Origin of the sequence: Salsipaludibacter albus (genome assembly GCF_019798055.1) — a bacterium.
Lineage (GTDB): Bacteria > Actinomycetota > Nitriliruptoria > Nitriliruptorales > Nitriliruptoraceae > Salsipaludibacter > Salsipaludibacter albus.
Genome location: NZ_JAHOPH010000016.1, coordinates 21,976 through 34,756 on the forward strand (window position 1 = coordinate 21,976; position 12,781 = coordinate 34,756).

Annotated in this window: 10 protein-coding genes; 7 read left to right on the top strand and 3 right to left on the bottom strand. The window is 72.1% G+C overall.

The window, feature by feature from the left end; all coding sequences use genetic code 11:
• Positions 1-64: 64 nt before the first annotated feature.
• The 3 genes from KR546_RS11155 to KR546_RS11165 all read right to left on the bottom strand — a co-directional run bounded on the left by KR546_RS11155 (position 65) and on the right by KR546_RS11165 (position 3,522).
• Positions 65-1,723, bottom strand: a complete 1,659-nt coding sequence (locus KR546_RS11155) for an FAD-binding dehydrogenase (protein ID WP_238444793.1) — start codon at positions 1,721-1,723, stop codon at positions 65-67.
• Positions 1,724-1,789: 66 nt separating this feature from the next.
• Positions 1,790-2,647, bottom strand: a complete 858-nt coding sequence (pyrF, locus tag KR546_RS11160) for an orotidine-5'-phosphate decarboxylase (protein WP_274387970.1) — start codon at positions 2,645-2,647, stop codon at positions 1,790-1,792.
• A gap of 77 nt (positions 2,648-2,724) precedes the next feature.
• Positions 2,725-3,522: an HAD family hydrolase gene (locus KR546_RS11165; RefSeq protein ID WP_238444794.1), complete on the bottom strand. Its 798-nt coding sequence runs from the start codon at positions 3,520-3,522 to the stop codon at positions 2,725-2,727.
• A gap of 482 nt (positions 3,523-4,004) precedes the next feature.
• Between KR546_RS11165 and KR546_RS11170 the strand changes: the two genes are divergently transcribed.
• The 7 genes from KR546_RS11170 to KR546_RS11200 all read left to right on the top strand — a co-directional run bounded on the left by KR546_RS11170 (position 4,005) and on the right by KR546_RS11200 (position 12,715).
• Entirely contained in the window at positions 4,005-5,762 is a 1,758-nt protein-coding gene (locus KR546_RS11170) for an ABC transporter substrate-binding protein (protein ID WP_238444795.1), read from the top strand.
• 280 nt (positions 5,763-6,042) lie between these two features.
• The gene (locus KR546_RS11175; RefSeq protein ID WP_238444796.1) at positions 6,043-7,122 is read left to right on the top strand and encodes an ABC transporter permease; all 1,080 of its coding nucleotides are present in this window, start codon (positions 6,043-6,045) and stop codon (positions 7,120-7,122) included.
• The gene (locus KR546_RS11180) at positions 7,119-8,093 is read left to right on the top strand and encodes an ABC transporter permease (RefSeq protein ID WP_338019140.1); all 975 of its coding nucleotides are present in this window, start codon (positions 7,119-7,121) and stop codon (positions 8,091-8,093) included. Before KR546_RS11175 ends, KR546_RS11180 begins: the two co-directional genes overlap by 4 nt.
• Positions 8,090-9,361 carry an ABC transporter ATP-binding protein gene (locus KR546_RS11185; protein ID WP_238444797.1) on the top strand — a complete coding sequence of 424 codons (1,272 nt, stop codon included), beginning with the start codon at positions 8,090-8,092 and terminating at the stop codon, positions 9,359-9,361. Before KR546_RS11180 ends, KR546_RS11185 begins: the two co-directional genes overlap by 4 nt.
• Positions 9,358-10,392, top strand: coding sequence for an ABC transporter ATP-binding protein (locus KR546_RS11190; RefSeq protein ID WP_238444798.1), 1,035 nt, complete (start codon positions 9,358-9,360; stop codon positions 10,390-10,392). The genes KR546_RS11185 and KR546_RS11190 overlap by 4 nt, the downstream gene beginning before the upstream one ends.
• A 199-nt stretch (positions 10,393-10,591) precedes the next feature.
• A complete protein-coding gene (gene ggt / locus KR546_RS11195; protein WP_238444799.1) occupies positions 10,592-12,406 on the top strand; it encodes a gamma-glutamyltransferase in 1,815 nt (604 codons plus the stop codon).
• A 135-nt stretch (positions 12,407-12,541) separates the two neighbouring features.
• Entirely contained in the window at positions 12,542-12,715 is a 174-nt protein-coding gene (locus KR546_RS11200; RefSeq protein WP_238444800.1) for a PspC domain-containing protein, read from the top strand.
• Positions 12,716-12,781 lie beyond the last annotated feature (66 nt).

The window sequence follows — 12,781 nt, forward strand, 5'->3', positions numbered from 1 at the left end:
TGCGGTTCGGTGCGGTTTTCGCTCGCTCGTGCACCCCGCTGGACAGCGGCCGGACAGGGGTGGGTCAGGTGGCGGTGGCTGCGGCGGCGGCCCGACCGGCGGCGCGGCCGGAGAAGATGCAGCCGCCCAGGAAGGTGCCCTCCAGCGAGCGGTACCCGTGCATGCCGCCACCGCCGAAGCCGGCCACCTCGCCGGCGGCGTACAGGCCGTCGAGGACCTCGCCACCGGGCCGCAGGACCCGCCCGTCGAGGTCGGTCTCGAGCCCGCCCAGGGTCTTGCGGGTCAGCACGTGCAGCTTCACGCCGATGAGCGGGCCCTTCGCCGGGTCGAGGATCCGATGGGGTGCGGCCGTCCGGATCAGCCGGTCGCCGCGATAGGTCCGCGCCCGCTGGATCGCCGCGACCTGCAGGTCCTTGCCGAAGTCGTTGACCAGGTCCCGGTCGCGGGCACGGACCTGGCGGGCGACGTGGTCGAAGTCCAGCAGCGGCTCGTCGGTGAGGTCGTTCATCCCGGCCACCAGCGCCTGGAGGTTGTCGCGCACGACGAAGTCGACTCCGTGCTCCATGAACGCCGCGACCGGGCCGGGTGGCTCGGCGTCCAGGGCGCGGCCCGCCAGCAGGCGCAGGTCACGGCCGGTCAGGTCGGGATTCTGCTCGGAGCCCGACAGGGCGAACTCCTTGCCGATGATCTCGGCGTCCAGCACCAACCACGAGTGGTCGTGACCCGTGCCGCGCAGGTGCGCCAGCGTCCCCAGCGTGTCGAAGCCGGGGTACAGCGGTGCGGGCAGCCGGTTGCCGACGGCGTCGAACCACAGCGAGGACGGGCCGGGGAGGATCCGGATGCCGTGGCCCGGCCAGATGGGGTCGAAGTTGGTGACGCCCTCGGTGTAGTGCCACATCCGGTCCGGGTTGACGACGCTCGCGCCCGCGTCGGCGGAGATCCCCAGCATCCGGCCGTCCACGTGGTCGGGCACACCGGTCAGGAGGTGGTCCGGCGGGGTGCCCATCCGCTCGGGCCAGTTCGCGCGGACCAGGTCGTGGTCGCCGCCGATCCCCCCGGAGGTGACCAGCACGACCGGGGCCGACAGGGCGAACTCGCCCACCTCCTCGCGGGAGGTCGAGCGGCCCCGCTCGGCCTGGTCGTCGATCAGGACGGCGCCGTGGACCCCACGCACCACGCCGTCGGCCACGTCCAGGCCGTCGACCCGGTGGCGTCCACGCAGCTCGACCAGCCCGTCGTCGATCGCGGACCGGACCCGCGTGGCGAACGCCTCGACGATCGCCGGCCCGGTGCCCCACACGATGTGGAACCGTGGCACGGTGTTGCCCGGTCCGTCGGCGCTGCCGGCCCCGCGCTCGGCCCAGCCCACCACCGGGAAGAACCCGATCCCGCGCTCCTTCAGCCACGCGCGCTGCTCGCCAGCCGACCAGTCGACGTAGGCCCGGGCCCAGCGGCGGGGCCAGGTGTCCTCGGGGCGGTCGAAGCCGGCGGTGTCCTGCCAGTCCTGCCACGCGAGCTCGTGGGAGTCCCGGATGCCCATGCGGCGCTGCTCGGGCGTGTCGACCAGGAACAGGCCGCCGAACGACCAGAACGCCTGGCCGCCGAGGGACTGCTCGCCCTCCTGGTCCAGCAGGACCACGCGTCGGCCGGCGTCGGCCAGCTCGGCGGTCGCCACCAGCCCGGCCAGTCCGGCCCCCACCACGATCACGTCGGCATCGGCCATGTGGTCACTCCCGGTCGGCGTGGCCCCCATGATGCCGGCCACCCCGTCGGCTGTCCGCTCCCCGGGTCAGCCGACGGGCAGGGCGTCGCGAATGGCGTCGCGGGTGGCCTCGGCCGCGGCGCGGGCGGCCGGTCCCGGGTCGTGCGGGTCGGCCCACAGGACGGCGCGGGACGACGACAGCAGCAGTCCGGTGCCGTCGGCCGTCGCACCGGCGGCCACCGACGCCTCGAGGTCACCACCCTGGGCCCCGATCCCCGGGACCAGCAGTGGCAGGTCCCCGACCCGGGCGCGCACCTCGCCGAGCTCGGCCGGGGCCGTGGCGCCGACGACCAGCCCGCACTCGCCCAGCTCGCTCCACCGGTTCGCGACCATGTCGGCGACGCGCAGGTACAGCGCCACGCCGTCGACCTCCAGCGACTGGAGCTCGGCGGCTCCCGGGTTGGAGGTGCGACACAGGGCGATGACCCCGCCGCGGGCGAGGAAGGGCGCGGCGGCGTCCGTGCCCAGGTAGGGATTCACCGTGACGGCGTGGGCGTGGTAGCGGTCGAACACCTCGATCGCGTAGCGCTCGGCGGTCGAGCCGACGTCACCACGCTTGGCGTCCAGGACGAGCGTCACGTCGGGGTGCTCGCTGCGGATCCGGGTGCACAGCGCGGCCAGGGCGTCCTCGGCGCCCAGGGCGGCGAAGTGGGCGATCTGGGGCTTGAAGGCGCACACGAGGTCGGCCGTGGCGTCGACGATCTCGCCGAGGTAGTCCAGCACCGCCTCGCTGCCCGACCCGAACCCGGCCGGGATCCGGTCGGGGAGGGGGTCCAGCCCGACACACAGCATCGAGCCCGACGCCGCCCACGAGCGGGCGAGCTGGCCATGGAAGTCGGCGGACGGGGGGCCCTCGTCCTGCAGGGCGTGCGCAGCTGCTGACATGGTGCGTCCTCGGTTCCCCGCGACGGTAACCGACCGGACCGGCGTCACGGCCCGGCCCGTCCACCGGCCGAACGGGGTCAGGTCCGCTCGGCCAGGAGTCGCTCGAGGACCACGGCCACGCCATCGTCGTCGTTGGCCGGGGCGACCTCGTCGGCCGCGTCGCGGACCATCGGGTGGGCGTTGGCGACGGCGACCCCGTGCCCGGCCCACTCCAGCATCGGCAGGTCGTTGGGCATGTCCCCGAACGCCACCAGGTCGGCGGCGTCGACGTCGTGGGACGCGGCCAGTCGGGCCAGCGCGGTCGCCTTGGTCACGCCGTCGGCCGACAGTTCCAGCAGCCCTGTCGACGACCAGGTCACCGTCGCCAGTCCGTCGGTGGCCTCGCGGACGGTCGCGGCCAGCTCGCCGGGAGAACGCTCCATGGGCCGGACGAGGATCTTGGCGACAGGCCGGTCGAGGAAGGCCTCGTCGTCGTGCACGTCGACCACGCCGTCCGCCAACTGCTCGGAGCGTCGGATCCCTCGGGGATAGGCGGCGTCGTGGCCGAAGCCGTCGGGCCACTCGACCCCCAGGGCGAGGCCGAGGTCGAGGTCGCGCAGCCGACCCAGCACCTCGCGTCCGACCTCGGGCGTGAAGGGATCGACCTGCACCACCTCGTCGGTGTGGAGGTCGATGACCAGTCCGCCGTTGGCGCAGATCGCCAGGCCGCGGTGGTCGTCGAGCTGGTCGGTGACCTGGGCGAGCCAGCGCGGTGGCCGGCCGGTGACCAGGACGAACAGGACGTCGGCGTCCTCGGTCGCCGCCACGGCCCGGCGGGTCCGGTCGCTGACCGTCCCGTCGGACCGCACCAGGGTCCCGTCGATGTCACTGGCCACGATCCTCACGCCCGCCAGCCTACGCCTCGGTCCGTCACCGCCCTCGCGGCCTTCGCGGCCGGTGGGCTCGGCTGCGAACGTCATTCGGGCCGAACGTGAGGTTCGGGGTGGCGTTCGGCGCCGGATGGGTCGGCTGCGAACGCCATTCGGGCCGAACGTGAGGTTCGGGGTGGCGTTCGGCGCCGCATGGGTCGGTTGCGAACGCCATTCGTGGCGAACGTGGCGTGGGGATGCGGTGGGTTGGCGTTCGGGGCCGCTCGGGGTGGCCGCGAACGCCGTCCGGCCGGGCTCTCCGCCCGTCGAGCTCGCGTGCGGCCTTCGCCCGTCGCGTGCGGCCACGCGGCGAGGCGCCGCTAGGGTCACGGCTACTGTCGCGATAGTTGGCACCATCACGACCTGTCGCCGGACGACCCGTCCGCCGGCGTTCCCCCTGTCGCGCGACGTCCGGGTCCGACCCGGAACCCAAACCCGAGGAGAATGATGTGAGGACACGCAGACGCCTGATCGCCGCCGCCGCGGCGGCCGCGCTGGTGATCACTGCCTGTGGCGGTGGAGACGAGGAGCCGGCCGACACCACGGACACCGAGACCTCGACCGACACCGCCACCGACTCGACCGAGACGTCCGCGTCGTCCGAGGCGCCCAGCGAGGAGGCGTCCGCGGCTCCCGCCGGCGAGGGCGAGGCGGTCACGACCGTGTCCAACGAGGCCGGCTGTGCCGAGGACTACCCCGGCAAGATCGGCAGCATCGAGGCGACCGACACGCTCGAGGTCGTCTTCACGCTGTGCTCGCCGGACCCGGCCTTCCTCCAGAAGGTCGCCTTCATCCCGTTCGCCGTCCAGCCGTCCGAGCACATCGTCGAGACCGGCGGCGCGCCGCTGGAGAACCCGATCGGCACCGGACCGTTCGCCCTGGACACCTGGAACCGTGGGTCGGAGCTGACCTTCACGGCCAACGCGGACTACTGGGGCGACGCCCCGGCGGCCCAGTCGCTGGTCTTCCGCTGGGCGACCGAGTCGGCGCAGCGCATCACCGAGCTGCAGTCCGGCACGGCCCAGTACGCGACCACGCTGTCGGCCCCCGACTACGAGCTGGTCGAGGGTGACGAGAACCTGCAGCTGCTCGAGGACCTGAACCCCAACGTGTTCTACATGGGCTTCAACAACACCTACGAGCCGTTCACCGACAAGCTGGTCCGCCAGGCGATCGCGATGGGCATCGACCGCCAGCGCATCGTCGACACCTACTACCCGACCGGGTCGGAGGTGCCGGACTACTTCACGCCGTGCCAGATCGAGAACGCCTGCGTCGGTGACCCGTGGTACGACTTCGACCCCGAGGCCGCCCGCAACATGCTGGCCGAGGCCGGCTACCCCGACGGGTTCGACACCACGATCTACCTGCGTGATGTCTACCGCGTCTACCTCCCCGAGCCCCAGACGGTGGCCCAGGAGATCCAGACGCAGCTGTCGGAGAACCTCGGCATCAACGCCGAGATCGAGGTCCAGGAGTCCGGTGCGTTCATCGAGGCCGCCTCGGCCGGTGAGCTCGACGGCATCCACCTGCTGGGCTGGGGTGCGGACTACCCGCACGTCACCAACTTCCTCGACTACCACTTCGCCGGCAACGAGCAGTTCGGCGACGCCTACACCGACATCGTCGACACGCTCGCCCAGGGCGCCGCGACGGTGGACGTGGCCGAGGCCGAGCCGATCTACACCGAGGCCAACAACCTCATCCGTGACGAGGTGCCGATGGTGCCGATCGCCCACGGAGCAGCCGCGGACGCCGCGGTCGCCGGCCTGGGCAACGCCGCGTCGCCCCCGTTCGGTGCACCGCAGTTCGACAGCATGACGCCCGAGGGTGACTCGATCGTGTTCGTCCAGAACGCGGAGCCGATCTCGCTGTTCTGCACCGACGAGTCCGACGGCGAGTCGTTGTCGGCCTGTGAGCAGGTGCTCGAGGGCCTGTACCAGTACGACCTCGAGGGCAACGCCGTCCCGGCGCTGGCCGAGGAGTGCGCTCCCAACGAGGACGGCACGGTGTGGACCTGCTCGCTGCGCGAGGGCGTGACGTTCCACGACGGGTCGGAGTTCGACGCCACCGACGTGGTCACGACCTGGTCGGTCGGCATCGACGCCGCCAGCCCGCTGCACGTCGGCAACACCGGCGGGTTCGAGTACTACACCTACCTGTGGGGCGGCCTGATGAACGCCCCGCCCGCCGAGGACGAGGGCTGATCCACCCACCTCCGGTGCCCGGTCCTGCCGGGCCCGGACGAACACCTCCCGCGTCGCGGGTCGGCTCCGGCCGGCCCGCGACGCGGTTCGTCCGGGGCGTGCGCCGGCGCCACGTCGGCCACCTCCCGGTGCGTCCGCCGCGCACCACGCCACGCCGGTCGCCTAGGCTCCCCCGCAGCGACCACGTCCGCGACCAGCGAGGATCGTCCCCCGTGCACGTGCCCGACCTCCCCCCGTGCCGGCACCGGGTCGTGGGCGTCGTCGTCGCGGAGGTCGTGGCGTGATCGCCTACGCCGTCAAGCGGATCCTCACCGCGATCCCGGTCCTGTTCGGGGTCGTCGTGGTGGTGTTCCTGCTGCCACGCGTGGTCCTGGGCGACCCGTGCCGGGCCGTTCTGGGTCCCCGCGCCACGGAGGCCTCCTGCGAGCAGTTCGCCGCCGCCAACGGTCTCGACGACCCGATCTGGGAGCAGTTCACCCGGTTCGTCGGGGACGTGCTGACCTTCGACCTCGGCGAGTCGATCAAGTTCTCCCGCCCGGTCACCGAGGTGTTGCTGGACCGCCTGCCGTTGACCATCGAGCTCGCGCTGTCGGCGCTGCTGCTGGCCATCGTGGTGGGCGTCCCCCTGGGCATCGCCGCCGCCCGCTGGCACAACAGCCCGGTCGACATCGGGACGATGGCCTTCGCCAACGTCGGCGTGTCGATGCCGATCTTCTGGCTCGGCCTGATGCTGTCCTACCTGTTCGCGGTCGTGCTGGGTGACACCTTCCTGGCCCTTCCGCCCACGGGACGGTTCAGTCCGGGGCTGACCCCGGAGCCGTTCTACGAGGTGTGGGGCTGGACGGTCTCGGACAGCGGGTTCTGGTCGGGCCTGCTGGAGTTCCTGTCCAAGTTCGCGGTGTTCAACGCGGTCATCTCGGCCCAGTGGGCCGGCGCCTGGGACGCCATCCGGCACCTGATCCTGCCGACGATCGCGCTCGCGACGATCCCGATGGCGATCATCGCCCGGATGACCCGTTCGTCCCTGCTGGACGTGCTGGGTCGCGACTACGTGCGCACCGCCGCGGCCAAGGGCGCGCGGGATGCCCGGGTGGTCCGGCGCCACGCCCTGCGCAACGCCCTGCTGCCGGTGGTCACGATCATCGGGCTGCAGCTGGGACTGCTGCTGGGTGGTGCCGTGCTGACCGAGACCGTGTTCGTCCTGCCGGGCATCGGCACGGCGCTGTTCGACGCGATCACGACCCGTGACTACCCGATCGTGCAGGGCTTCACCCTGGTGATCGCGTCGACCTACGTCGTCGTCAACCTGGTCGTGGACCTGTCCTACGGCTACCTCGACCCCCGTGTGAGACTGCAGTGAGCGACCAGTTCCTGGACGGCGACCTCCGCTCGAGCGGGGCCGAGGCCGACGCCAAGCGGACCGTGCAGCCGGCCGGTCCGGGGGAGGGGCCGTCGCCGGACGCGCTGCTGGACAAGCCGACCTCGATCTGGCGGCTGGGGATGCGACGCTTCTTCCGCCGCAAGCTCGGGGTCCTGGGTCTCGCGATCGTCACCCTGCTCACGCTCGTGGCGCTGTTCGCGCCGGTGCTGGCTCCCTACGACCCGATCCAGCAGCTGGACCGGGTCGAGGAGGTGCAGCGTCGCGACCCGCCGTCGTCCGAGCACCTGCTGGGCCTGGACTCCAACGCGCGCGACCAGCTGTCACGGATCATCTGGGGGGCCCGGATCAGCCTGCCCCTGGGCGTGTCCATCGTGATGGTGGCGATCATGATCGGGGCCGCCATCGGCGCCATCGCGGGCTACTTCGGTGGTGCCGTCGACTCGGTCCTGATGCGGATCATGGACGTGATCCTGGGGTTCCCCGCACTGCTGCTGGCCGTGGCCATCGCCTACGTGCTCGGACCGCAGATCCGCAACGTGCTGATCGCCGTGGCGGTCGTGACGCTGCCGCAGTACGCGCGGGTCATGCGGTCCTCGGTGCTGTCGATCAAGGAGATCGACTACGTCGCCGCGTCCCAGGCGCTGGGTGCCTCGTCGTGGCGGATGCTGCGCACCCGGATCCTGCCGAACTCGCTGACCCCGCTGATCGTGCTCGGCACGCTGGGCATCGCCGGCGCCATCCTCGAGGCGGCGGCACTGTCGTTCCTGGGGCTGGGCGCACAGCCGCCCCAGCCGGAGTGGGGCGCGATGCTCGCCCAGGAGTACACCCTGATCCAGACCTATCCCCACCTGGTGATCTACCCGGGCCTGGCCATCATGATCACGGTCCTGGGGTTCAACCTGCTCGGTGACGGCCTGCGCGACGCCTTCGACCCGAGCCTGAACGAATGAGTGGCACCCGGCCCGACCCGACGCCCGCCGACGACGAGGTCCGCATGGAGGTGCACGACCCGGACCCCGCGGGGGCCGACGCCGCACGGGTCGCCGCCGACCGCGCGATCGCGGACCAGGCGCTGATCGACGACGTGCCCGACGAGGCGGTCGTGGAGCCACGCCCGGTCCGCCAGCGAGACCCCGACGAGCCCGCCCTGCTGGACGTGCGCGGGCTCAAGACCCACTTCCACACCCGCAGCGGGGTCGTGCAGGCCGTCGACGGGGTCGATCTGTCGGTCCAGCGCGGCGAGGTCCTGGGGGTGGTGGGCGAGTCCGGCTGTGGCAAGTCGGTGACCGCCCTGTCGATCATGGGGCTCGTGCCCTACCCCGGCAAGGTCGAGGCTGGCACGGTCACGTTCGACGACCAGGACCTGACCGGCCTGTCGAACCGGCAGATGTCGCGTCTGCGTGGGGACCGGCTGTCGATGATCTTCCAGCAGCCCGGGTCCGCGCTGAACCCGGTCCACCGCGCCGGGCGCCAGATCGAGGAGGTCTACGAGCTCCACCGGGACTACGACGACGAGGAGCAGACGCGGCGGGCGGCCGACATGCTGCGCCAGGTCGGCATCCCCGACCCGGAGCGTCGGGCCCGGGCCTACCCGCACGAGCTGTCGGGCGGGATGGCCCAGCGGGTCATGATCGCGATGGCGCTCGCCTGCCAGCCCGACCTGCTGATCGCCGACGAGCCCACCACGGCGTTGGACGTCACCATCCAGGCCCAGATCCTCGACCTGATGCGTGACCTCGTGGCCGAGTCCGGCACCGCGGTGGTGCTGATCACCCACGACCTCGGCGTGGTGGCCGAGATGGCCGATCGCGTGGCCGTGATGTATGCCGGACAGGTGGTGGAGGAGGCCGACGTCATCACCCTGTTCGAGGACCCCAAGCACCCCTACACCCGGGGGCTGATCGGCTCGATGCCGGTCCTGGGTGACCGGCGCGAGGCGCTCGAGACCATCCCCGGCGTGGTGCCGAACCTGGTGGACCCCCCGGTGGGGTGTCGCTTCGCCGACCGATGCCATGCCCGCGTGGAGCACGACCTGTCGATCTGCACCGAGCAGGACCCCGAACTGCTGCCGGTCGTCGAGACCGACGGGGACGCCCACGTCGTGCGCTGCTTCCTGCACCACGACGCCGAGGGCCGCCCACGCGCGGTCGAGGGCGGGTCGACCCCGGCCGACGTGGTCACGGCCCCCGCCGAGCTCGCACCGGGGGAGGGGCCATGAGCACGCCCGTGACCGGCAGCGGCACGATCACCGCCGAGCGCACGACGCCCCTGGTCGAGCTGCGCAAGCTCACCAAGGTCTTCCCGGTCAGGGGTGGCGTGCTGCAACGCCAGGTCGGCGAGGTCCGCGCCGTCGACGGTGTCGACCTCGAGATCCGTCGTGGCGAGGCGCTGGGACTGGTGGGTGAGTCCGGCTGTGGCAAGACCACGCTGGGCCGGATGCTCGTGCGGCTGCTCGAGCCGACCTCGGGAACGATCCTGTTCGACGAGGACGACGTCACCCACGCCGGCCCCCGCGACCTGCGCCAGTTCCGCCAGGACGTCCAGATCATCTTCCAGGACCCCTCGACCAGCCTCGACCCACGGGCCCAGGTCGGCCACGCGATCAGCGAGGGCCTGCGCATCCACGGGATCGGCGACCGTGCCGAGCGGCGCGAGCGGGTCGGCGACATGCTCGAGCTGGTCGGGCTCAAGCGGGCCCACGCCGAGCGCTACCCCCACGAGTTCTCGGGGGGCCAGCGCCAGCGGGTCGGGATCGCGCGTGCACTGATCCTGCGGCCACGCCTGGTCGTGGCCGACGAGCCGGTGTCGGCCCTGGACGTCTCGGTGCAGGCCCAGGTCCTCAACCTGCTCAAGGACCTGCAGACCGAGCTCGACCTGACCCTGCTGTTCATCGCCCACAACCTGGCCGTGGTCGAGCACGTGTCGGACCGGGTCGCGGTGATGTACCTCGGACGGGTCGTCGAGCTGACCGACCGGGACACGCTGTACCGGCACCCGACCCACCCCTACACCCAGGCGCTGCTGTCGGCGATCCCGATGCCGGATCCCCGCAACCGCCGCAAGCGCGTCCTCCTGCAGGGCGAGATCCCGTCACCGATGGACCCGCCGTCGGGCTGCCGTTTCCACCCGCGCTGCCCGATCGCCGAGGAGGGGCTGTGCGATGTCGAGGACCCGCCCCTGATGGACGTGCCGCGCGACGTCGACCACGAGGCCGCGTGCCTCCTGCGCGCCGGCCCCCGCGCCCGCTGACGACGTCTGGCTCGCGCACCCCGGCCCCGTCCGATCCGTCGAGTGTGCGCATCACGGCCACATGTGGCCGCGGGCAGCACACGCGACGAGAGGTGGCCGGCTGACAGCGGGTCGGGGCCGGGCCATACTCGCTGTCAGCGGCTCCCCCCGCCGTGCCGTCCCGCCTTCGGACGGCTCCCCCCGGAGAAGGAATCCCCCGATGCCTGCACCGTCGCGTTCTCGCCACCCGTCCGCCGCCAGCGTCCGCTGGTGGGACCGCCGACCGGGCCGACTTGCCGTCGTCGTCCTGGCGCTGTTGACCGCCATGGCGACCCCCGCCCTGGCCCAGGACGCGCTGCCGCAGGCCGTCACGACCGAGCGCGAGATGGTCGTGACCGCCAACCCGCTGGCCACTGCGGCCGGCGAGAAGGTCCTGCGCACCGGTGGCACGGCGGCCGACGCCTACGTGGCCGTGCAGGCCGTGCTCGGGCTGGTCGAACCCCAGTCGAGCGGGCTCGGTGGCGGCGCCTTCATGGTGTGGCACGACGGGACGAGTGGCGAGACGACCACCTACGACGCCCGCGAGAAGGCACCGATGTCGGCGACCGAGGACCGCTTCGCCGGCCTGGGATTCGTGCAGGCCTGGCAGTCCGGGCTGTCGGCGGGCGTTCCGGGCACGCCGATGCTGATGGAGGAGGTGCACGAGGCCCACGGCCGGCTGCCGTGGCAGCGCCTGTTCACCGACGGACTCCGGCTCGCCCAGGGTGGCTTCGAGCTGACCCAGCGCACCTCCGACCAGGTCGCCGGACTGCTGGCCAACAACACCAGCTGCAGTGACCGGCTGTACTTCCGTGACCCGGTCGCGTTCGACTACTTCACCAACGGGTCCGAGACCGACTGTGCCGCCAAGCCGGCCGGGACCACGATGCGCAACAAGGACTACGCCGACACGCTCAAGCTGCTGCGCAACGACGGTGCCGACGGCTTCTACACCGGCCACCTCGCCGAGTCCATCGCCGAGGCGGTCCAGACCGACCCGAACATCCCGGGCGACATGACCACCGCCGACCTCGCCGCCTACGACGTCGTCGAGCGCGAGCCCGTCTGCGAGGACTACCGCGGCCACGAGGTCTGTGGCATGGGCCCGCCGTCGTCGGGCGCACTCGCCGTCGGCCAGATCCTCGGCATCCTCGAGCACTTCGACCTCGGCGACGACCCGCTGGGGGTCGAGGCCGTGCACCTGTTCAGCCAGGCCGGCCGCCTCGCCTTCGCCGACCGCAACCTCTACGTCGCCGACACCGACTTCGTCACCGTCCCGGTCGAGGGCATGCTGGACGAGGCCTACCTCGCCAGCCGCGCCGCCCTGATCACCGACATGGACATGGGCACGGCCCTGCCCGGCACCCCGCCGGGCGAGTTCGACCCGACCGCGCCCCAGCCCGCGTCGACCGAGAACGGCACCAGCCACGTGTCGATCGTGGACCGGTGGGGCAACGCGGTGTCGGTCACGACCACCATCGAGTCCTCGTTCGGCAACGGCGTCATGGTCCCGGACGGCGGGTTCCTGCTCAACAACGAGCTGACCGACTTCTCGTTCGCGGCGACCGCGGCGGACGGCACGCCGATCGCCAACCGCGTCGAGCCCGAGAAGCGCCCACGCAGCTCGATGTCGCCCACGATCATGTTCGACGAGTCGGGCGAGCTCGAGCTCGTGACGGGGTCACCGGGTGGGTCGCGGATCATCGGCTACACCGCCCAGTCGATCATCAACGTCGTCGACTTCGGCCTCGACCCGCAGGAGGCGATCAACGTCCCCCACCACCAGAACCGCAACGGCTCAACCGAGCTCGAGGCCCCCATCCCGGGGGTGACGTGGGACTACGACGTCGACGCACTCCGGGCCGCGCTGCAGGCGCGGGGCCACAACGTGACGGTCGGCAGCCTCGAGAGCGGCCTGTCGCTGGTCGAGGTGGTCGACGACGGCCTGGTCGGTGGCGCCGACCACCGCCGCGACGGCGCCGTCGGTGGTCGCTGACCCCCTGCGGCCTCGGGGTCGGGAGGGGGACCATCCGGACGGGTCGACCATGGTGGGGGTGCCACCATGGTCGGTCCGGAGGTCGCCCGCGTCCGCGTCGGCGACCTCGCCCCGTCCACCCGGAAGGTCCCACCCATGAGCACGCTCACCCGACCCCGTGACGGTCGGCTGATCGCCGGTGTCTGCGCCGGCCTCGCCAACCGCTTCAACATCTCGCCGTGGATCGCCCGCGTGCTGTTCCTGTTCGTGCCCGGTCCCAACCTGATCGTCTACGGGGTGCTGTGGATCGTCATCCCCGAGGAGGACTGAGGACCCGCCCGCACGGGCAGTAGGGTCGCACCCGGCCACCCACCGCCCGCCGCCGAGGTTGCGACC

Bases quoted from the DNA above. Each gene is read 5' to 3' on its own strand.
- KR546_RS11155 (WP_238444793.1), bottom strand. From the start codon at position 1,723: ATGGCCGATGCCGACGTGATCGTGGTGGGGGCCGGACTGGCCGGGCTG.
- pyrF (WP_274387970.1), bottom strand. From the start codon at position 2,647: ATGTCAGCAGCTGCGCACGCCCTGCAGGACGAGGGCCCCCCGTCCGCC.
- KR546_RS11185 (WP_238444797.1), top strand. From the start codon at position 8,090: ATGAGTGGCACCCGGCCCGACCCGACGCCCGCCGACGACGAGGTCCGC.
- KR546_RS11190 (WP_238444798.1), top strand. From the start codon at position 9,358: ATGAGCACGCCCGTGACCGGCAGCGGCACGATCACCGCCGAGCGCACG.
- ggt (WP_238444799.1), top strand. From the start codon at position 10,592: ATGCCTGCACCGTCGCGTTCTCGCCACCCGTCCGCCGCCAGCGTCCGC.
- KR546_RS11200 (WP_238444800.1), top strand. From the start codon at position 12,542: ATGAGCACGCTCACCCGACCCCGTGACGGTCGGCTGATCGCCGGTGTC.